Raw genomic sequence first — 20,704 nt, forward strand, 5'->3', positions numbered from 1 at the left:
GCGTCACAGATCGACCGAGCCGTCCTCGCGCTGACCGGGGACGGGCGGCAGGTACTGCGGCGCGCCCTCCTTGCGCTTGATCAGGATGTCGCCGTTGGGCAGCACCACCGGGGGCTCGTAGTTCGACAGGTCGCCGACCTTGCCGATGGCCTCTTTCAGGGCGGGGCCGAACTGCTGGAAGAACTCCATCACCTTGGGCCCGGCCTTGTCCGCCAGATCGCCCCAGCTGTCCGACAGCCCGTCCATGAACAGCTGCAAGCCGCGTTCCATCTTCGAAGGCCCCTTGTCCGGAGCGGCATCGGGCCCCGGCGCCCCGGGCGTGGCCTGCGGCGCGGGATCGGCGGGGACGTCCTGCGCCAGAACGGGCTGGGCAAGCGGCAGGGCAAGAAGCGTGACAAGGACGATGCGTTTCATGGCGCCAATATAGGCCCTTCCGGCGCCCGGCCAAAGCCCGGCGGCGATGACATGCCGACACATCTGCCGGAGCTTTCCTAAAGGTCGATGTCCAGCGTCACCGGGAAATGGTCCGAGGCCAGCAGCAGCGCGCGCTGCAACTCTGGCGCGCGCCAGCAGGCCGGGTCGTCGAACGGGTGCCAGATCCGCCACGCGGGCTTCAGCTGCGCCAGGTCGTCCGAGACCATGATGTAATCCAGCAGCGCCTGAAGGTAGCGCCCCTCGCTGGCGATGTGGAAGCGCGCGCTGGTGGGCGGCGCCTGGAAGCGGCGGGCAAAGACCTGGGCCGCATGGGGATCGTAGAGGCAGGGCCCCGAAGAGGAACTGTCGCCGGTCTCGTCTCCCAGCAGGATCTCGACCGAGGAGCGCCCGAAGAGGTGTTCGTATTCGTCCAGGCCCGGGCCATCGTTCAGATCGCCCATCAGCATCACGCTCTCGCCCGCCTCCATCAGCGCGACCAGCCGGCGACGCAGCCAGATCGCCTGGGCCAGCTGCTTGCGCCGGTTGGCAATCGACAGCCGCATCGCCGAGGCCGCGTCCTGGGCGCCATGGGGGGCCTTCGATTTCAGATGCGCGCCGATCATCATGAAGCTGCGGCCCCGTTCGCTCAGCGCCGACAGCTCCAGCGGCGGCTTTGAGAAGACCACCTCGTCCTCCACCGCATCGACATCCAGATCGATGCGGAACACCTCGTCAAAGCGCGGCGCGGCGCGGCTTTCGCCCGGCACATGGGCCACCTTCAGCCTGTCGGGATCGTAGAGCAGCGCGATCTCCTGCTGGGTCTCGTTGGCAAAGCCGATCACCGCCTTGCGCGCCCGCAACGAGAAGGCGCGGGCGAAATGTTCCAGCGCGCGGGTGGTGGAGCGGTGCAGGCTGTCGTCGGGGGCCTCGATCACCATGATCGCATCGGCATCGAGCGCGGTGAAGACCATCCCAAGGGCCTCGGCCTGCTGGGCGCGGGTCACGTCCCGGCGCCGCGACCAGCGATCATCCATCTGCAGATGACCGGCATCATCGAAAAGCGCGTCGAACCATTCGACATTGTAGGTGGCCAGGCGCATGGTCCCTGCCCTGTCAGACGTGGGCGCTCTGGATCTCTTCCCAGGCGCGGTTGATATCCGCCATCCGTCTTTCCGCCAGCTTGATCGCCTCGGGCGGCAGGCCGCGGGCCATCATCGTGTCCGGGTGGCTTTCACGCACGGCCTGGCGCCAGGCCGAGCGCGCCTCCTGCATGGTGGCGCCGGGGGTCAGCCCCAGGATCGTGTAGGCATCGCAGCGCGCCTGCGGCACGAAGCGCGCCCGCATCCGCTGGAAATGCGCAGGATCGATACGAAAGATCTCGGCCACGCGGGTCAGGAAAGCATCTTCGGCGTCGTGGTAGTCGCCATCGGCCAGCGCGATGTGGAACAGCCCCTCCATCAGGTCCTCAAGGACCTCGGCATCGGGGCCGAACATGCCGGCGATCCGCTCGGCATATTCCTCGAATCCGGCGACGTCCTGACGGGCAAGGTTGAAGACCCGCGCCGCGCCGGCCTCGTCGCCCGGGGCGATCTGGAACACCTCGCGGAAGGCCGAGACCTCGTTGCGGGTGACACGGCCATCGGCCTTGGCCATCTTGGCGCCAAGCGCCACCACGGCAATGGTGAACGCGACCGAGCGTTCGGGCGGCGTGCGCAGCTTCTCGAAGACATGGGAAAGGGATTCGCCCTTCGCCAGTGCTTTCAAGGCTTCTGAGATGCGGGACCAGATCGACATGGGGCCAGTTTATCGCGGCGGCGCGGCGCTGTCAGCGCGGCATCGCCGCAATTCTTCCGGTTCAGAGAAACTTCTGCATGAGCACCAGTTCAAGCCAGCGATCGAACTTGCGCCCGACCTGCGGCATCCGGCCGGTTTCCTCGTAGCCGACGGCGGCGTGGAAGGCGACGCCCACCGGGTTCTCGCCCGAGACGCCGGCGATCATCACATGCGCCCCGGCGGCGCGGGCGTGATCCTCGACCGCGCCCATCAGCGCCCGGCCCAGACCGTGGCCGCGCCCCTCGGGGGACAGGATGATCGTGTGTTCCATCGCCCAGGCATAGCCGTCGCCGCCGCGGAACTGGTCGTAGGTGGCAAAGCCCAGGACCTGGCCGTCCACCTCGGCCACGAAGAACTCGCGCCCCGCGGCACGGCGGCTGTCGATATAGGTGACCAGCGTCTCCGGGGTCTTTTCGACCGAGGCGAAGGTGATGGTGGTGTCACGATAGACCGGGTGCCAGATCTCCAGGATGCGGGGATGGTCGGCAAGGGTTGCGGGGCGGATGATCGGGCTCATTTCGGCCTCCTGCGTCGGATCGCTTCATGTTCCAAAGCGGCCCGGGAATGGCAAGACATGCACCCGCGTCGCCTGCCCGAAATTCATCCTTGACGGGAAGAAAGCTGACGGTTGCGTCAGTTCCCGTCTGGACGCGGGGCGGGTGTCGCGACAGGATCGGGACAAGTTGAAAGGCAGACCCGACATGAGCGCAAAGGCGTCCGACCCAGAACTCCGCATCCGTGCCCGCAACGAGGCATTGATCAGCGACGCCGCGACCCGGCTGTTCGCGCGCAAGGGCTTCGAAGGCACCCGCATCTCAGAGATCGCGGAGGCTGCGGGACTGCCCAAGGCCAATGTGTACTACTACTTCGGCTCCAAGGCCGAGATCTACAGATCGATCCTGCGGCGGCTGCTGACCAACTGGACCGTCGCGCTGGACCACCTGAGCGAAGAGCGCGATCCCTTCGAGGCGCTGGAGGCCTATGTGCGCGCCAAGCTGGAGCATTCCCGCCGCTTCCCCGACGAGACCCGCGTCTTCGCGACCGAGATCCTGGCCGGCGGCCCCTACCTGACCCCCGAGGACCGCGAGCTGATGCGCGTCGGCATGCTGCGCCCCGTCGAGGTGCTGGAGGCCTGGATCGCGCGCGGCCTGATCCGCCCGGTGCATCCGCGCCACCTGATGATCACGCTCTGGTCCGCCGCCCAGTACTATGCCGATTTCGAGATCATGGCCGCCCATACGCTTGAGGTGAAGAAGCTCAAGCGGGCCGATTACGACACCGCCGCCGACACCATCGTGCAGACGACGCTCCGCGGGCTGCGCCCCGATCCCGTCCCGGCCTGAGGGGCCTTCCGGCACCGCGAGACGGCGCCCGAGGTCTGCACCCCGGACGCCCCGTGGATCAGCCCCGGGCGGCGCGGATCAGTTGCAGGATGTCCTGCGCCGCAGAGGGGATGTTGGTGCCCGGCCCGAAGATCGCCTTCACCCCGGCCTTCTTCAGGAAATCGTAGTCTTGATGCGGGATCACCCCGCCGCAGATCACCAGGATATCGCCCGCGTCCTTGGCCTTCAGCGCCTCGATCAGCTGCGGCGCCAGGGTCTTGTGCCCCGCCGCCTGGGAGCTGATGCCGACCACGTGGACGTCGTTGTCCACCGCGTCCTGCGCGGCTTCCTCGGGCGTCTGGAACAGCGGGCCGACATCCACGTCGAAGCCGATGTCGGCAAAGGCCGTGGCGATCACCTTGGCGCCGCGGTCATGGCCGTCCTGGCCCATCTTGACCACCAGCATCCGCGGCCGGCGCCCCTCTTCCTCGGCGAAGTCCTCCACCGATTTCTGGATGGCCGCGAAATCCGCATCGCCCTCGTAGGCGGCGCCGTAGACCCCGGCGAGGGTCTTCACCTCGGCCCGGTGCCGGCCGAATTCCTTCTCCATTGCCATGCTGATTTCCCCCACGGTCGCCCGGGCACGCGCGGCCTCCACCGCCGCCTCAAGCAGGTTGCCACCTTCCTTCGCGCGCCGCGTCACCTCGTCCAGGGCTGCCTGGCAGGCCGCCGCATCGCGGGTCGCGCGGATCTGCTCCAGCCGGGCAATCTGGCTGTCGCGGACCTTCATGTTGTCGACATCCAGAATGTCGATCGGGTCTTCCTTGTCCTTGCGGTACTTGTTGACGCCGACGATGACCTCTTCGCCCCGGTCGATCATCGCCTGACGCCTGGCCGCGCTTTCCTCGATCCTGAGCTTCGGCATCCCCGAGGCGACGGCCTTGGTCATGCCGCCCATCTCCTCGACCTCCTGCATCAGGGCCCAGGCCTTCTCGACCAGATCATTGGTCAGGCTCTCGATGTAGTAGGAGCCCGCCAGCGGATCGACCACCTTGGTCACCCCGGTCTCTTCCTGCAGCACCAGCTGGGTGTTGCGCGCGATGCGGGCCGAGAAATCGGTGGGCAGCGCGATCGCCTCGTCCAGCGCATTGGTGTGCAGCGACTGGGTGCCGCCCAGAACCGCGCTCATCGCCTCGTAGGCGGTGCGGATGACGTTGTTGTAGGGATCCTGCTCCTGCAACGACACACCCGAGGTCTGGCAATGCGTGCGCAGCATCTTCGAGCCCTCCTTCTGGGCGCCGAAATCGGTCATCACGCGGTACCAAAGCGTGCGCGCGGCGCGCAGCTTGGCAATCTCCATGAAGAAGTTCATGCCGATGGCGAAGAAGAAGCTGAGCCGACCGGCGAACTTGTCCACGTCCATCCCGGCGCTGATCGCAGCACGCACGTATTCCCGACCATCCGCCAGCGTATAGGCCAGCTCCTGCACCAGGTTCGCGCCCGCCTCCTGCATGTGGTAGCCGGAGATCGAGATGGAGTTGAATTTCGGCATCTCGTTCGAGGTATACTCGATGATGTCCGCGATGATCCGCATCGAGGGTTCGGGCGGATAGATGTAGGTGTTGCGGACCATGAACTCCTTCAGGATGTCGTTCTGGATGGTCCCCGAGAGCACCGCCCTGTCATGGCCCTGCTCCTCTCCGGTGACGATGAAACTGGCCAGGATCGGGATCACCGCACCGTTCATCGTCATGGAGACCGACACCTTGTCGAGGGGGATCCCCTCGAACAGGATCTTCATGTCCTCGACCGAATCGATGGCAACGCCCGCCTTGCCGACATCGCCCACCACGCGGGGGTGGTCGCTGTCATAGCCACGGTGGGTCGCCAGATCGAAGGCGACCGAGACACCCTGCTGCCCCGCCGCCAGGTTGCGGCGGTAGAAGGCATTGCTTTCCTCCGCCGTGGAGAAACCGGCATATTGCCGGATCGTCCAGGGCCGCCCGGCGTACATGGTGGAGCGCACGCCGCGCGTGAAGGGCCCCTCGCCGGGCAGGGTGCCCATGTGCGCCAGGCCCTCAGTGTCCGCCTCCGTATAGAGGGGTTTCACGTCGATGCCTTCCAGCGTGTGCCAGGTCAGCTCTTCCAGCGGGCGCCCGCGCAGTTCCTTGGCGGCCCGGGCTTCCCAGGCGTCGGTCTTCTCCGTCATCGCACTGTCCTCTCTGCTGCGGCCCCGGACGATGATCCTCCCGTCCCCGGGCACGCCTCCTGTCGTGGTCTAGGCCCCGTGGGGCCGATAGCGGGCGAGGGTCCCTGCCCCGGCCCGAAGCCAGGCCAGGTCGCCCCGGTCGGTCTGTTCCAGCGCCGCGCCTTGCGCGGGCGCGAAGGGCTGCCAGCGGCCCTGCGTCAGCGGCAGGTCCCGGCCCGCCACCGAGGGGCTGCGGTTGAGCCAGCCCGGCATCTGCGGCGCAGGCGCATCGCTGCGCCCCAGCATGACGTTCAGCCGGGCCGCCGGATCGCCGGCATAGCCCTCGTGCGGCATCACCAGCAGCTCGGTCCCCGGAGCGGCGGCGGCAATCTCCTCGATCACGCTGCGCCAGCTGCGGGGGCTGGCCGCCAGCTGCTGCAACAGCGCCGCATCGGGGGCGGCATGGCCCCGGTCCAGCGCGTAGTGCAGGCAGGAGGTCCACCAGGCTTCCAGCCCCCGCACCGAGAGGACCAGCCGGCTCACCTCGCCACCGAAGGCTTCCAGGTGGCGGGCGATGCGGGCCCCGGCATCGGGATAGAGCATCCCCGCCCGCAAGGCCGCGCGCGGCGCGCCCAGCATGTTCTCGTCGCTGACCAGAAGCTGATCACGGCCCTTGCGGCGCAGCGCCTCTAGGTTCAGCGCGATGCGGCCCCGCGCATGGTCGAACTGCTTTTGCGGCGGCACCGGCCCGGGCACCGGCTGCACCCCGGTCAGCACGCCGTTGCGGGTGCGGCGGGGATCCCAGACGGCAATGCCGCGGGCCTCAAGCGGGCCGCGCAGGGTCCGCAGGTAGGACTGGAAAGAGGTCGTCGCGGTGCGATGCGCGCCGATATGCAGGATCACGTCCATCAGGGCCCGGGCCTTTGCCAGCGGCAGGGCCAGGGGGCGCGGCCCCGCGAAGGGAAGAGCGGCGATCATGCCGCCCGCCCCCTCACGAAGCGCTTAACCCGCAAATCCGAGACAAATGCCCCGCATCCGCCGGCAGATGTCCGCGCCCCTCCCATGGGCCTATTCGAACTCCATGATGATCTCGTCCACCGCGAGGCTGGCGCCGGGGGCGGCATTGATCTTGGCAACGGTGCCGCGCCGCTCGGCGCGCAGGATGTTCTCCATCTTCATGGCCTCGATGGTGCAAAGGGCCTGGCCCTCCTGGACCTCCTGCCCCTCTTCGACGTCGATCTTCACGACGAGGCCCGGCATCGGGCAGAGCAGCAGCTTGGAGGTATCGGGGGGCAGCTTCTCGGGCATCAGCAGCGCCAGCTCGGCCTGGCGCGGGTTGCGCACATGGACCTTCAGATCGGCGCCCCGGCAGCGGATGCGGAACCCGCCCGAGATCTTGCCGACCTTCAGCACCAGCGGTTCCCCATCGACGGTCATGTCGGCCAGCGTCTTGCCCGGCGTCCAGTCGCCCGCCACCCGCAGCACCGCGCCATCTTCGAAGGTGACGCTGGCACCGTCATGATCGGCGGCAATGCTTACCTCGTGGCGCTGGCCCTGAAGGGTCGCGACCCATTTGTCGCCCACCTTGCGTTCGTGGTTGTCCATCCGCCCCGAGATCCGGGTGCGGCGGATTTCGCCGACGCGATGCATGGCGGTGCAGGCCGCCGCGATCCGGCGCAGCTGCGCCTCGGGCAGCGCCACGCCTTCGAAACCGCCGGGATATTCCTCGGCGATGAAGGCGGTGGTCATGTCGCCGCTGACAAATTTCGGATGATCCATCACGGCGGCCAGGAACGGCAGGTTGTGCCCGATCCCCTCGACCTCGAAGCGGTCGAGCGCGATGCGCATGGCCTCGATGGCCTGCGCACGCGTCGGCGCCCAGGTGCATAGCTTGGCGATCATCGGGTCGTAATACATGCTGATCTCGCCGCCATCATAGACGCCGGTATCGTTGCGCACTGCCGTCTCGCCCTCGGGCGCCTCGCCCTGCCACTTGCCGTTGACCAGCAGCGGACCGGCGGCGATTTCCACCGGCGGGCTGTACTTGGTCAGCCGCCCGATCGAGGGCAGGAAGTTGCGATAGGGATCCTCGGCATAAAGGCGGTTCTCGATCGCCCAGCCGGTCAGCGTCACGTCGGCCTGCGTGATGCTCAGCGGTTCGCCATTGGCGACGCGGATCATCTGCTCCACCAGATCGACGCCGGTGATCAGCTCCGTCACCGGGTGTTCCACCTGAAGGCGGGTGTTCATTTCCAGGAAGTAGAAGTTCTTTTCACCATCGACGATGAATTCCACCGTGCCGGCGCTGGCATAGCCCACGGCCTTGGCCAGCGCGACGGCCTGTTCGCCCATCGCGCGGCGGGTGGCTTCGTCCAGGAAGGGGCTGGGGGCCTCTTCCACGACCTTCTGGTTGCGCCGCTGGATCGAACATTCCCGCTCGCCCAGATAGACGCCGTTGCCATGGGCATCGCAGAGCACCTGGATCTCGATATGGCGGGGCTGGGTGACGAATTTCTCGATGAAGATGCGGTCATCGCCGAAGGAATTCGCCGCCTCGTTCTTGGAAGATTGGAAGCCCTCGCGCGCCTCGGTGTCGTTCCAGGCGATCCGCATCCCCTTGCCGCCGCCCCCGGCAGAGGCCTTGATCATCACCGGATAGCCGATTTCGCCGGAAATCTTCACCGCCTCGTCGGCATCGGCGATCAGGCCCATGTAGCCCGGCACGGTGGACACACCGGCCTCCTGCGCGATCTTCTTGCTGGTGATCTTGTCGCCCATCGCCTCGATCGCCTTGACCGGCGGGCCGATGAAGGCGACGCCCGCCTCCGACAGCGCCTGGGCGAACTTCGGGTTCTCCGACAGGAAGCCGTAGCCCGGGTGCACCGCCTCGGCGCCGGTCGCGATGATCGCCGCCATCACCTTGTCGATGACGATGTAGGACTGGTTGGCGGGCGGCGGGCCGATATGGACGGCCTCGTCGGCCATGGCGACATGCAGCGCGTTCTTGTCCGCATCCGAATAGATCGCGACCGTGGCGATCCCCATCTTGCGGGCCGTCTTGATGACACGGCAGGCGATCTCGCCACGGTTGGCGATCAGGATCTTCTTGAACATGCAGGTCCCTTCCCGGACGGAGGATGTGGCGCGCGCGCCCGGACGGCACGCGGCGAACACGAAAAACCCCCCGTGGTGCGGCAGCACCACGGGGGGTCGACTGAGATACCCTGGCCGGTCGCGACGCGACCGGCGCGGGAAACGCGGGTCAGCCGCGCATCAGCGGCAGGAGCGCGGGTTCGACTGGCAGTAGGCGACGTTGGCCGCTGCGCCGACCAGGGCGCCGGTGCCGAGGCTGCCACCGGTGACGGCTGCCGCGCCGGTGCCGGCTGCGCCGCCGACGAGGGCCTGTTCGCCCACGGTCTGACCGCAAGCGGCAAGACCGGCACAGAGGACACCAGCAATGATCCAGGTTTTCTTGAACATGACTTCACACCTTCTTGTTGCGCAAGTTTCGCTCTCCTAACGCGTGCGCGGGGAAATTGTTCCCGGAAAGCTCTCGGCATCGTGAGGCTGGCGTGAAGGCGCCCAGTGACCCAGCGGCAAGAGCGGTCTTCCGCCGCCCGTCCCCGCCGCGCCCCGGCTCCTGCCCCTTGAAAACGGGCAGAAAATGCGGGCGGGCATGGGTTGGGGACATGGCACCGCCCGCAAGGGGAAGGGTAATTGTCTTCAGTCATTCCCGGGGAGGGAACAGGGCAAATGCTGACGTGGCGGCCCGCCAGGTCAAAGCACAGATCGGTGCGGGCCCGCAGGCAGGCCGGATCTTGCGCAAAACCTGAGGCCGTCGGCAGCTTCATGCCCAGTCATCCTCCTCGTCGTCGTCCTCTTCGCCGAAATCGGCGTCATCGGCGAAAGCGCCCGGGAAAGAGGCACGGGCGATGGATTCATTGATCACCAGCAGCGCGTCGTAGCTGGTCGGATCGAAGGGATCCTCGGCGGCCACGACCTCGCGACCGAAGACCCAGGACAGGCGCCCGGCATCGAGGTTGCCGCGTTCGAAGGGTTCGTCCCCGAAGGCGGCCCAGAGCGCGGCCACGAAGGCCTCGTCGGCGCGACGGTCGACGGCCTTGCGGTCGCGGTAGCGTTCGCGACGGGTGATCGGCGTCACGCCCTTGGGGTTGGCGCGGCGGATGGTGAACTGGAAATCGGTCCCCGGCAGGCGGCTGGGGAAGCCACGGTGTTTCAGCATGGCTGAGCTCCTGAGGCGGGCCCGCGACGGCCTTGGGCCGGGGTGCGGGCAGGTTGCGTTGCGGCCCCTCCCCTACACCGGGCCGTCCCTGCCGGACAGGGGTTTGCCTTGGGCTGTGCCGGCCGCGGATCAGCCATGACGGCGCTCCGCATGGCGCAGCCAGCGGGCGCGGTGTCCGGGGCTGTCCAGCAGGTCCGACAGGATGGTGCGCGCGGCCTCGGTCGGGCGGGCGCCCTCCAGCGCGCCACCCGCGGTGATCCGCACGCCGCCCTCCGTCCGCTCGACCCGCACCGCCGGCGCGAAGCCACGCAGCGATTGCAGCCGGCGCCACATGTCCTGACGCACCTGATGCGCGATCGCCGAAAGCGAGACGGGTTTCCCCGTCGCGACCTCGGCCTCGACCTTCAGGTCGAAGCGGGGCGGAAGGCGGCGGGTGACGATCACCGCGCCCTCCTCTCTCAGGTTATGCCAGTTCTGTCGTGCCATGGGATCTTTCGCTCAAAGCGGGATATTGTCGTGTTTTTTCCAGGGGTTCTGGAGCTTCTTGTTGCGCAGGGACGCAAAGGCCCGCGCCACGCGCCGCCGGGTCGAGCGGGGCTGGATCACCTCGTCGATGAAGCCCTTTTCGGCGGCAACGAAGGGATTGGCGAAGCGGTCCTCGTATTCCTTGGTGCGCGCCGCGATCTTTTCCGGATCGCCCAGTTCGGAGCGGTACAGGATCTCGGTTGCGCCCTTGGCGCCCATCACCGCGATCTCGGCGGTGGGCCAAGCATAGTTGAAGTCGCCGCGCAGGTGTTTCGAGGCCATCACGTCATAGGCGCCGCCATAGGCCTTGCGGGTGATCACCGTGACCTTCGGCACCGTCGCCTCGCCATAGGCGAACAGCAGCTTGGCGCCATGCTTGATGACGCCGCCATATTCCTGGCTGGTCCCCGGCAGGAAGCCCGGCACGTCGACGAAGGTCAGGATCGGGATCTCGAAGGCATCGCAGAAACGGACGAATCGCGCCGCCTTGCGCGAGCTGTCGATATCGAGGCACCCGGCCAGCACCGTCGGCTGGTTCGCCACCACGCCGACAGTCTGGCCTTCAAGCCGGATGAAGCCGGTGATGATGTTCTTGGCGTAATCTTCCTGGATCTCGAAGAAGTCCCCCTCGTCCGAGACCTTCAGGATCAGTTCCTTCATGTCGTAGGGCGTGTTGGGATTGTCGGGGACCAGCGTGTCGAGGCTGGGTTCGATCCGGCCCGGCTCATCGAAGAAGGGGCGGACGGGAGGTTTTTCCCGGTTGTTGAGCGGCAGGAAATCGACCAGGCGGCGGACCTCGGCCAGGGCCTCCACGTCGTTTTCGAAGGCGCCGTCGGCGACCGAGGATTTCTTCGTGTGGGTGGAAGCACCGCCCAGTTCCTCGGCGGTCACGACCTCGTTCGTCACGGTCTTCACCACGTCGGGGCCGGTGACGAACATGTAGGAGCTGTCCTTCACCATGAAGATGAAGTCGGTCATGGCGGGGCTGTAGACCGCGCCGCCCGCGCAGGGCCCCATGATCACGCTGATCTGCGGCACCACGCCCGAGGCCATGACATTGCGCTGGAACACATCCGCATAGCCGGCGAGAGAGGCCACCCCCTCCTGGATGCGCGCCCCGCCGGAATCATTCAGACCGATGACGGGTGCGCCGTTCTGCACCGCCATGTCCATGATCTTGCAGATCTTCTGGGCGTGGGTCTCGGACAGGGAGCCGCCGAAGACGGTGAAGTCCTGGGAAAAGACATAGACCATGCGGCCGTTGATCGTGCCCCAGCCGGTGACCACGCCGTCACCATAGGGACGCTGCTCGGCCATGCCGAAATCGGTGCAGCGATGGGCCACGAACATGTCGAATTCCTCGAAGCTGTCGGCATCGAGCAGCAGGTCGATGCGTTCGCGCGCCGTCAGCTTGCCCTTGGCATGCTGCGCCGCGATCCGCTTTTCGCCGCCGCCCAGACGCGCCGTCTCGCGGCGGTCCTTCAGCTCCTGTAGGATATCCTTCATAACTTGCTCCCTATGATGAGCCGCGCCGGGCCTTCGCGGCAGGCCTGCCCGGACCGGGGCCGCCCGTTTCGCCAGAACATAGGCGCAGCCCCGGTGCTTCCAAAGCGGAAAAGGGCAAATTTGCAAATGATTGGCAGAGCCTCATCTGCAAATTGCAAAGTCGCATACTGCATGCCCGTCACATGGACTTGCCCACAACACGCGATTAGCTGAGCCCATGCCCTCCTCCGCGCCGCGCTACCTGCGCCCCGATTCCGTGCCGCACCTGTCGACCCTGATCCTGCTTGTGGGGACCGGGGCGCTGGCCATCAACATTTTCCTGCCATCCCTGCAGAATATCGCCGCGCAATTCGACGCACCCTATGCGCAGGCGCAGTTGCTGGTCGCGGGCTACCTTGCAGCCAGCGGCGTCGTGCAGCTGCTGGCCGGCCCCTTCGCCGACCGCTACGGCCGCCGCCCGGTGATCCTGTTCGGCCTGGTGGTCTTCGTGCTGGCCTCGGTGGGCTGCCTCCTGGCCAACAGCTTCGAGACCCTTCTCGCCTGCCGCATCCTGCAGGCGAGCGCCGCCATCGGCATGGCCATCGGGCGCGCCGCCGTGCGCGACATCTACACCGGAGACCGCGCCACCTCGGCCATGGCCTATGTCATGATGGGGGTCTCGGTGGTGCCGATGATCTCTCCGGCGATCGGCGGTTTCCTGGACCAGTTCTTCGGCTGGCGCGCTTCCTTCTGGGTGCTGCTGGTGACCGGCGTGCTGGTACTGCTGCTGTGCTGGCGCGACCTCGGCGAAACCGCCGAACCCTCGGACAAGTCGATCCTGTCGCAATTCGCCGAGTTCCCGGAGCTGCTGACCTCGCCGCGCTTCCTCGGCTATTGCCTGACCTGCATGTGCTCGGCGGGGACCTGGTTCGGCTACCTGGGCGGCGCGCCCTTCGTCGGCACCGTGGTCTTCGGGCTGACCCCGGCAACCTTCGGCCTGTTCACCGCAACCCCCGCCGTGGGCTATTTCCTGGGCAACTGGCTGACCGGCACCGTCAGCCAGCGCATCGGGCTGAACCGGATGATCCTGGCCGGGCTGCTGATGATGCTGGTCGTGATCGCGCTGGCCTACGGGCTGGCGGTGGCCGGCCTCTCCTCGGCCTACAGCTTCTTCGGACTGATGATCTTCATCGGCATGGGCAACGGCATGGTGATCCCGACCACCACCACCGGGATGCTCTCGGTGCGCCCCAAGCTGGCGGGCACCGCGGCGGGCCTTGGCGGCGCGCTGATGATCGGCGGCGGCGCGGTCTTCTCGGCGGTGGCCGGCGCCATCCTGGGCCCGGGCAGCACCGAGGCACCGCTGATGCTGTTCTTCCTGCTGCTGCTGGCCATCGGCGTCCTGCTGATCCTGATGGTCATGCGGCGGGAACGCAAACTCGGCCTCGCCGGGGTTTGACCCTGCGTCCCTTTGCACCTTGTTAACCAGGATTTGCAAAGTTAGCCTCGCCTGATCGGACGGGCGAGGCGGACAGGTGGGGGAATGGGCGCACGCAAACTCTATGCCGGGGCGAAGCTGCGCGAGACGCGCCAGAAGCTCGGGCTGACGCAGAAGGAATTCTCGGCCAAGCTGGGGATTTCCCTGCCCTACCTGAACCAGATGGAGAACAACAACCGCCCGGTCTCGACCGCGGTGGTGCTGAACCTGGCGCAGGAATTCGGCTTCGACGTGACCGAGCTGGCGACCGGCGACAGCGAACGGCTTGTCTCGGACATGCGCGAGGCAATGGCGGATCCGGTGCTGGCCGATGCCATGCCGCCGCTGGCGGATCTGCGGCTGACCGCCTCGAACGCCCCGGCGCTGGCCCGTGCCTTCCTGCAACTGCACCGCGCCTATCGCCAGACCCATGAACGGCTGGCCTCCCTCGACGAGGCGCTCGGGCGCGACGATGCCCGCGCCACCCCCTCGCCCTGGGACGAGGTGCGCGACTTCTTCCACTACTGCGACAACTACATCGACGCGGTGGACCGCGCGGCGGAACGCTTTGCCGCCCCCGTGCGCCATGAGGAGAACATGCGCGTGCGCGCGGTCTCGGCGCTTGGCAACCGGGGCGTGACGGTACAGTTCCGCGACATGGAGGCGCTGCGCCTCTACGATCCGGCGCAACGCGAACTGGCGCTGTCACTGCGCGCGGCGCCGGAAACCCAGACCTTCCAGCTGCTGCTGCAGGTCGCGCTGCTGGATCAGGACAAGCTGCTGGAGGCGACGCTGGACCTGGCGCGCTTCCAGTCCGAGGCGGCGCGCTCCATCGCCAAGATCGGCCTGGCGAACTACTTCGCCGGGGCCGCGATGATGCCCTACACCCGCTTCCTGGAGGCCGCTGAGGCGGAGCGTCACGATCTGGAAATACTGGCGATGCGCTTTGGCGCCTCGGTCGAGCAGGTGGCCCATCGGCTTTCGACCCTGCAACGTCCGGGCGCCAAGGGGGTGCCCTTCTACTTCGTGCGCGTCGATCAGGCTGGCACGATCACCAAGCGCCATTCCGCAACACGGCTGCAATTTGCCCGCTACGGCGGCGCCTGCCCGCTTTGGAATGTCCACCAGGCCTTCGAGATGCCGGGCCGCTTCCTGCGCCAGCTCTGCGAGACCCCGGACGGGGTGCGCTACATCAACCTGGCGCGGGATGTCTCGAAACCGGGCGGTCGCTGGGGCGCGCCGGTACGCCGCTACGCCATCGCGCTTGGCTGCGAGGTCGCCCATGCTGGCAAACTGGTCTTCGCGGACGGGCTCGACATCACCAATCCCCGCGCCTTCGAACCGATCGGGATCTCCTGCCGGATCTGCGAACGCGAGCGCTGTCACCAGCGCTCGGTTCCACCGCTTGAGCGGCGTCTCAGCATCGATGTGAATGCCCGAGGAACGCTGCCCTACGAGGTCAGCTGAAGCGCGCTGATCCCGGCCCAGATCCGATCCTTGAGCGAAGCGCGCTGCTTGCGGGCCTCGATCATCGCCAGGTCTTCCATCGGCTCGATATTGCATTCCCAGCGGTGGATGCGATCATTCAGAGCATCGTATTCCTCGGCCATGCGGAGGAAATGCGGGTCCTGCGCCTTCAGAGCGGCAATCGCTTCGCCATGGGCGGGAAAGTCATCGACAAGTGCATGCGGCCGGTGTGCCATCTCAACCTCCTGTTCTGTCCTGTGCCCTCACCCTAGGCCGGCATTTCAGAACCGACATTGACAAGGATCAAACCGGCGCAGGGGGCTCTGCCCCCGGTCCGCCTGCGGCGCCCCTCCCCCGGGATATTTTCGGCCAGATGAAAGAGCCGGTCCCGCTTCGGGCACGACAGGCTCTCCTCATTTTCCTGTTAAAAATATGTCGGGGGCGCAGGCCGCAGGCCTGCGGGGGCAGAGCCCCCTCCCCGACCCGCTTCAGGCGCCGCGCTCAGAACCACTGGCCCGGCTCCATCAGGCCAAGATCCAGAAGCTGCCGGGACTGCCATTCGAAAGGCGCGGAATTGTACCAAAGAAAGCTGTCCACCAGATCGCGCGAACCAGGGTTGCGCTTCAGCGCCTTGGCCGCGCGGAACGAGCAAATGCAGGCCGTCAGGTTGTTGTGCCAAGGACAGGCATAGGTGTTGTATTCGGGTGCGTCGAAGGTGAAGTCGGTGCGCAGGTGCAGCCCGGGCCGGGCGCGGAACAGCGCGATCCGGTCGATCCGCCGCCGACCCTCTGGCACGTGTTCCTCAAACCGCCAGCGCAGACCGCCGTAGAAGTCGTACTGCCGGTCCAATGGTCGCCCCTGCGCATCCGGACGGGCCTGGGCGTAGTAGCCGGAGCGGTCGAGGTGGGCATCGCGCAGCGACACCGCATCGGGATGGGCCGCAAGATCCCCGGCATAGAGATCCACCACGTAGCTGAGCATCGCGTCGCGGCGCTCCTCGGCGTGAAAGGCCAGCAGCTCTCCGACGCTGCGGGTCTCGCAGAAGGGAAAGAACAGGAACTCGGCATTGAAACCGTAGTAGAGCCAGGTGCCCGGCGGTGCCGCCGCGCTCACCGCGTTCACCGCGTCGGTCAGCGCCGTCTCCGGATCCGGCGACCAGCCGACCCTCACCAGGTCCGGCGCGGCGGGAACCGGCAGGCCGGGCGGGGCGAACAGCAGGATCTTGCGAAATCCCAGCCTGCGGTGGTGCCGCAGGGTCTGGAGCAGTTCCACCCCGTCCTCGGCAAAGATCATCGCCACCGGCCCCCGTGCCAGGGCCGTCGCGCCGGCGCGGCGCAGGAATTCCCCCGTGCTGTCGAACTGCATGGCGCCCCTCCCCGCCCCAGCAAAGCCAAGGCCCGCGCACATTGCAAGCCCGCATCCTTTCGGTGTAGACCGGCGCCCTGTTCCACCCCTGAACAAGGTGCGCGCTCATGTCCGAGACGAAGAAGCTCTACATCCGAACCTATGGCTGTCAGATGAACGTCTACGACAGCGAGCGCATGGCCGAGGCCCTGGGCGGCTCCGGCTATACGGAGGTCTCTTCGCCCGAAGAGGCCGACATGATCCTGCTCAACACCTGCCACATCCGCGAGAAGGCCGCCGAGAAGGTCTATTCGGAGCTGGGCCGGCTGCGGAGCCTGAAGAACGAGAAGCCGGAGCTGAAGATCGGCGTGGCCGGCTGCGTCGCCCAGGCCGAGGGCGCCGAGATCATGGCCCGTCAGCCGCTGGTCGATCTGGTGGTCGGCCCGCAAAGCTACCACCGCCTGCCCGACATGGAGGCCCGCACCCGCAGGGGCGAGAAGGTCCTTGAGACCGAGTTCCCCGAGGACGACAAGTTCGAGACCCTGAAGACCCGCGGTCCCAAGGCACGGCGCGCGCCCGCCGCCTTCCTGACCGTACAGGAGGGTTGCGACAAGTTCTGCGCCTTCTGCGTCGTGCCCTATACCCGGGGCGCCGAGGTCTCTCGTCCCGCCGATCGCATCCTGGCCGAGGCCCGCGATCTGGTCAGCCGCGGCGTGCGCGAGATCACCCTTCTGGGCCAGAACGTCAACGCCTACCACGGCAGCGGCCCCGACGGGCGCGACTGGGGGCTGGCACGGCTGGTGCGCTCCCTCGCCGAGATCGACGACCTGAAGCGCATCCGCTTCACCACCTCGCATCCCAACGACATGGAGGACGACCTGATCGCCGCCCATGGCGATTGCGACAAGCTGATGCCCTATCTGCATCTTCCGGTGCAATCGGGCAGCAACCGCATCCTCAAGCGGATGAACCGCAGCCATGACCGCGACAGCTACCTGCGCCTGATCGAGCGCATCCGCGCCGCCCGGCCCGACATCGCCATGTCCGGCGACTTCATCGTCGGTTTCCCGGAAGAGACCGATGCGGATTTCCAGGCCACGCTGGATCTGGTGCGCGAGGTGAACTACGCCACCGCCTTCACCTTCAAGTACTCGACCCGCCCCGGCACCCCCGCCGCCGAGCGCAGCGGGCAGGTCCCCCCCGAGGTCGCCGCCGAACGGCTGGGCGCGCTGCAGGCCCTGCTGGCCGAGCAGCAGCAGGCCTTCATGCAGGGCATGGTCGGCCGTGAGGTCGGCGTGCTGTTCGAGAAGGCCGGTCGCCATCCCGGCCAGATGGTCGGCAAGTCCGACTACCTGCACGCGGTCCATGTCCATGGCCCGGCGCTGAAGGAAGGTGACCTGCGCCGGGTGCGCATCACCTCGGCCGGGCCGAACTCCCTCGCCGGAGAGCTGGTCTGACCGGCGGAAATCGTTAAACTTCTCCGTTCAACCCGGTCTTTACGCCTTTGCCGCTAGACCCGTCCCGTAGCGATTGACGGGAGGGTCCCTGATGCCAGCCGCAAGCATCCTGCGCCGCGCCGGGGCGGCCCTGGCCCTGTTCCTGTGGCTCTGTGCCGCGCCGGCCTGGGCCGCATCCCAGGCGCAGGAGGGGCAAATTCAGGGGTCGGGCTGGAACGAACCCTATGTGCCCGGCGTCTGGATTGATCCGGACGGCTGCGAACACTGGGTGATGGATGACGGGGCCGAGGGCTACATGTCGCCCCATGTCACCCCCGATGGCCGCCCGGTCTGCCACCAACCGCAGATCTGCGGCATCGTGCCGACCGACCAGGCCTTCGCCACCGACCGTTTCGACATCGCGCCCGCCAGCCGGCAGCGGCTGGAGGCCTTCTTCCGCGCCCGCGGCACCAACACCTTCCTGATCGAGGGGCATACCGACAGCCGCGCCTCGGACGCCCATAACCAGCGCCTGAGCGAGGCACGCGCCCGCGCCGTTGCCGACATTGCCGAATCGGTCGGCGCCCGGATCACCGCCGTGCGCGGCTTCGGCGAAAGCCGCCCCGCGAAACCCAACACCTCTGCCGCCAACATGGCCGCCAACCGGCGGGTGGAGATCATCTGCCTGCACTAGCCCGAAGGAGCCGCCATGCGCCCTGCCCTGCTCTTGCTGCCGCTGCTTCTGGCCGCCTGCGCCACCCATCCGCTCGACGTGCCCGGCGACAAGAGCCGCGACTACGGGTTCAACGCCCATCCGCTGTCGGACATGGTGCCCGGCATCTGGGTCGATCCGGAGGGCTGCGATCACTGGATCATCGACGACGGGCTGGAGGGATACATGTCCGAACGCATGGGCCCCGACGGGCGTCCGGTCTGCTCGCAAAGCTCGGAACGCAACATCGCCACCGGCGGCTTCAAGGACGGATCGCCCCTCCCCGATCCCGCCCGCAGCCGCGCCAATGCCGCCGCCCCGATGCCGGTGATCCTCTACTAGCCCCGATGCGCCGGTCTCCGCCGGAGAGAGATCAGGAAATATCCTGCAATTGCAGGCAGAGGGAAGAATTGATCACGTCGCCGGGTCAGCCCGGCATTCTGCACTTGCCCGCAGGCCCGCAGCCTGCCACCCTTTCCATATGGGCCGCTCCGGCCGGACGTTGCCGGCGGCCGCATCGAGAAGGAGCGCTACTTGGCCACAAGCCTGCTGACCCCGGATACCGACGAATCCGCCCTTGCCGAAGTCTCGGTCGATTTTCCCGACAACTTCCTGCTCATCGAACTCTGCGGCGAATATGACAAGAATCTCGCCCAGATAGAGAAGACCCTCGGCACCCAGATCCTCCGACGCGGCAACCACCTGGTCGCGATGGGATCGCCCGAAGCTGCCAAGGAAACCATCGAGGTGCTGCGCGCCCTCTACACGCGGCTGGAAGCGGGACGCGAAGTCAGCAGCGCCGACATCGACCGCGAGATGCGGATGAACACCCCCTCGGTGCCCGCCTCGCCCACCCCCTCCGGCGACCAGCTTGAAATGTTCCGCGGCGGCGCGGTCGAGATCAAGACCCGCAAGAAGATGGTGGAACCCCGGACCGAGGCGCAGAAGGCCTATGTCCAGAACCTCTTCAAGCACGAACTGGGCTTCGGCATCGGCCCGGCGGGCACCGGCAAGACCTATCTTGCCGTCGCCGTCGGCGTGTCGATGTTCATCGAGGGCAAGGTCGACAAGATCATCCTGTCCCGCCCCGCCGTCGAGGCCGGCGAAAAGCTCGGCTACCTGCCCGGCGACATGAAGGACAAGGTCGATCCCTACATGCAGCCGCTCTACGACGCGCTGGACGACTTCCTGCCGGGCAAGCAGGCCGCCAAGCTGATGGAGGAAAAGCGGATCGAGATCGCGCCCCTCGCCTTCATGCGGGGCCGCACCCTCTCGAACGCCTTCGTGGTGCTGGACGAGGCGCAGAACGCCACCACCATGCAGATGAAGATGTTCCTCACCCGCCTGGGCGAGGGCTCGCGCATGGTGATCACCGGCGACCGGTCCCAGGTCGACCTGCCGCGCGGCGTGCAATCGGGCCTGCGCGACGCCGAACGCCTGCTCAGCCACATCCCCGACATCTCCTTCAACTACTTCACCGCGAAGGATGTCGTGCGTCACCCCCTTGTGGCGAAGATCATCGAAGCCTATGAGGCCGACGAGACAACCTAAACCCTTCCGGCCCGATGGCTCTTTCATCTGGCCGGAAATATCCTCGGGGGTGCGGGGGCAGACAGCCCCCGCTGCAACATGACCACGCTGACCGACACCGTGATCGAGGACGACCGCTGGCAAGCCGCGGACCTCGCCTCGCTTTCCGAACGCGCCGCCCGGGCGACCCTCGCCCATCTCGGCCTCGACCCCGAGGATTTCGAGATCTGCGTGATGGGCTGCGACGATCCCCGCATCGCCGAGCTGAACGCCGAATTCCGCGACAAGCCCAGGCCCACCAACGTGCTGTCCTGGCCCGCCGAAGACCTCGCTCCGGAGGAGGAGGGCACCCTGCCCGAGCCCCCCGACGACGGTCCCATGGGCGGCGAACTGGGCGATATCGCGATCTCCTACGACACCTGCCTGCGCGAGGCGGAAGAATCAGCCCTTCCCTTCGCCGATCACGTCACCCATCTGGTGGTGCACGGAATCCTTCATCTTCTGGGCTATGACCACATCCGCGACGGCGATGCGGCACTCATGGAGGGGACGGAGATCGAAATTCTTGGCAATTTGGGAATTCCTGACCCATATAATCGGGAGACCGGCACAGACGCCGGGTAAACTTGGAAAGGACAGATGGGCGATAGCACCGACGGGTCTTCTAACGCAGCGCAGCGCGCGCTTCCGAAAGACCCCGACCCCGTGCCCCTTCGGGCAGGCGTGGT

General features: G+C 67.0%; 21 protein-coding genes. 8 read left to right on the forward strand and 13 right to left on the reverse strand.

Annotated elements, in window-relative coordinates; all coding sequences use genetic code 11:
- Positions 1-3: 3 nt before the first annotated feature.
- The 4 genes from KM176_RS12030 to KM176_RS12045 form a co-directional block, all read right to left on the reverse strand.
- Positions 4-414, reverse strand: a complete 411-nt coding sequence (locus KM176_RS12030; protein ID WP_202397813.1) for a hypothetical protein — start codon at positions 412-414, stop codon at positions 4-6.
- 77 nt (positions 415-491) lie between these two features.
- Complete coding sequence (locus tag KM176_RS12035) at positions 492-1,514, reverse strand: endonuclease/exonuclease/phosphatase family protein (protein WP_160894426.1); 1,023 nt, start codon at positions 1,512-1,514, stop codon at positions 492-494.
- Positions 1,515-1,527: 13 nt separating this feature from the next.
- Positions 1,528-2,208, reverse strand: a complete 681-nt coding sequence (locus KM176_RS12040; protein ID WP_160894427.1) for a molecular chaperone DjiA — start codon at positions 2,206-2,208, stop codon at positions 1,528-1,530.
- Between the two features lie 61 nt (positions 2,209-2,269).
- Complete coding sequence (locus KM176_RS12045) at positions 2,270-2,755, reverse strand: GNAT family N-acetyltransferase (protein ID WP_160894433.1); 486 nt, start codon at positions 2,753-2,755, stop codon at positions 2,270-2,272.
- A gap of 193 nt (positions 2,756-2,948) precedes the next feature.
- Here KM176_RS12045 and KM176_RS12050 point away from each other — a divergent pair, with 193 nt between their 5' ends.
- On the forward strand, positions 2,949-3,590 hold the full coding sequence (locus KM176_RS12050; protein WP_160894428.1) for a TetR/AcrR family transcriptional regulator: 642 nt from the start codon (positions 2,949-2,951) through the stop codon (positions 3,588-3,590).
- Between the two features lie 58 nt (positions 3,591-3,648).
- Here KM176_RS12050 and scpA read toward each other — a convergent pair whose 3' ends face one another.
- The 7 genes from scpA to KM176_RS12085 all read right to left on the reverse strand — a co-directional run bounded on the left by scpA (position 3,649) and on the right by KM176_RS12085 (position 12,031).
- Entirely contained in the window at positions 3,649-5,778 is a 2,130-nt protein-coding gene (scpA, locus tag KM176_RS12055; RefSeq protein WP_160894429.1) for a methylmalonyl-CoA mutase, read from the reverse strand.
- 69 nt (positions 5,779-5,847) lie between these two features.
- On the reverse strand, positions 5,848-6,735 hold the full coding sequence (locus KM176_RS12060) for a hypothetical protein (RefSeq protein ID WP_160894430.1): 888 nt from the start codon (positions 6,733-6,735) through the stop codon (positions 5,848-5,850).
- 90 nt (positions 6,736-6,825) lie between these two features.
- A complete protein-coding gene (locus tag KM176_RS12065; RefSeq protein WP_160894431.1) occupies positions 6,826-8,871 on the reverse strand; it encodes an acetyl-CoA carboxylase biotin carboxylase subunit in 2,046 nt (681 codons plus the stop codon).
- 159 nt (positions 8,872-9,030) lie between these two features.
- The gene (locus tag KM176_RS12070) at positions 9,031-9,237 is read right to left on the reverse strand and encodes a hypothetical protein (protein WP_160894434.1); all 207 of its coding nucleotides are present in this window, start codon (positions 9,235-9,237) and stop codon (positions 9,031-9,033) included.
- A 367-nt stretch (positions 9,238-9,604) separates the two neighbouring features.
- Positions 9,605-10,000 (reverse strand): hypothetical protein, encoded by a 396-nt coding sequence (locus KM176_RS12075; RefSeq protein WP_160894435.1) that lies wholly within the window; start codon positions 9,998-10,000, stop codon positions 9,605-9,607.
- 129 nt (positions 10,001-10,129) lie between these two features.
- Positions 10,130-10,486 (reverse strand): hypothetical protein, encoded by a 357-nt coding sequence (locus KM176_RS12080; RefSeq protein WP_160894436.1) that lies wholly within the window; start codon positions 10,484-10,486, stop codon positions 10,130-10,132.
- A 12-nt stretch (positions 10,487-10,498) separates the two neighbouring features.
- Positions 10,499-12,031: an acyl-CoA carboxylase subunit beta gene (locus KM176_RS12085; protein ID WP_160894437.1), complete on the reverse strand. Its 1,533-nt coding sequence runs from the start codon at positions 12,029-12,031 to the stop codon at positions 10,499-10,501.
- Positions 12,032-12,248: 217 nt separating this feature from the next.
- Between KM176_RS12085 and KM176_RS12090 the strand changes: the two genes are divergently transcribed.
- Positions 12,249-13,469 carry a multidrug effflux MFS transporter gene (locus tag KM176_RS12090; RefSeq protein WP_160894438.1) on the forward strand — a complete coding sequence of 407 codons (1,221 nt, stop codon included), beginning with the start codon at positions 12,249-12,251 and terminating at the stop codon, positions 13,467-13,469.
- 84 nt (positions 13,470-13,553) lie between these two features.
- Positions 13,554-14,954, forward strand: coding sequence for a helix-turn-helix domain-containing protein (locus KM176_RS12095; protein ID WP_160894439.1), 1,401 nt, complete (start codon positions 13,554-13,556; stop codon positions 14,952-14,954).
- Here KM176_RS12095 and KM176_RS12100 read toward each other — a convergent pair.
- Both KM176_RS12100 and KM176_RS12105 read right to left on the reverse strand, forming a co-directional pair.
- On the reverse strand, positions 14,939-15,190 hold the full coding sequence (locus KM176_RS12100) for a YdcH family protein (RefSeq protein WP_160894440.1): 252 nt from the start codon (positions 15,188-15,190) through the stop codon (positions 14,939-14,941). The two genes, KM176_RS12095 and KM176_RS12100, sit on opposite strands and share 16 nt — an antisense overlap.
- 265 nt (positions 15,191-15,455) lie before the next feature.
- Positions 15,456-16,319, reverse strand: coding sequence for a glycosyltransferase family protein (locus KM176_RS12105; RefSeq protein WP_160894441.1), 864 nt, complete (start codon positions 16,317-16,319; stop codon positions 15,456-15,458).
- Between the two features lie 107 nt (positions 16,320-16,426).
- Here KM176_RS12105 and miaB point away from each other — a divergent pair, with 107 nt between their 5' ends.
- From miaB to ybeY, 5 genes are all read left to right on the forward strand, one after another.
- Positions 16,427-17,755 (forward strand): tRNA (N6-isopentenyl adenosine(37)-C2)-methylthiotransferase MiaB, encoded by a 1,329-nt coding sequence (gene miaB, locus KM176_RS12110; RefSeq protein WP_160894442.1) that lies wholly within the window; start codon positions 16,427-16,429, stop codon positions 17,753-17,755.
- A gap of 91 nt (positions 17,756-17,846) precedes the next feature.
- Entirely contained in the window at positions 17,847-18,428 is a 582-nt protein-coding gene (locus KM176_RS12115; RefSeq protein ID WP_160894443.1) for an OmpA family protein, read from the forward strand.
- Positions 18,429-18,443: 15 nt separating this feature from the next.
- A complete protein-coding gene (locus KM176_RS12120; RefSeq protein WP_160894444.1) occupies positions 18,444-18,788 on the forward strand; it encodes a hypothetical protein in 345 nt (114 codons plus the stop codon).
- Positions 18,789-18,980: 192 nt separating this feature from the next.
- Positions 18,981-19,997, forward strand: a complete 1,017-nt coding sequence (locus tag KM176_RS12125) for a PhoH family protein (protein WP_160894445.1) — start codon at positions 18,981-18,983, stop codon at positions 19,995-19,997.
- Positions 19,998-20,075: 78 nt separating this feature from the next.
- Entirely contained in the window at positions 20,076-20,600 is a 525-nt protein-coding gene (gene ybeY, locus KM176_RS12130) for an rRNA maturation RNase YbeY (RefSeq protein WP_160894446.1), read from the forward strand.
- The last annotated feature ends 104 nt before the right edge of the window (positions 20,601-20,704 follow it).

Source organism: Pseudooceanicola endophyticus (assembly GCF_018760365.1).
GTDB lineage: Bacteria > Pseudomonadota > Alphaproteobacteria > Rhodobacterales > Rhodobacteraceae > Pseudooceanicola > Pseudooceanicola endophyticus.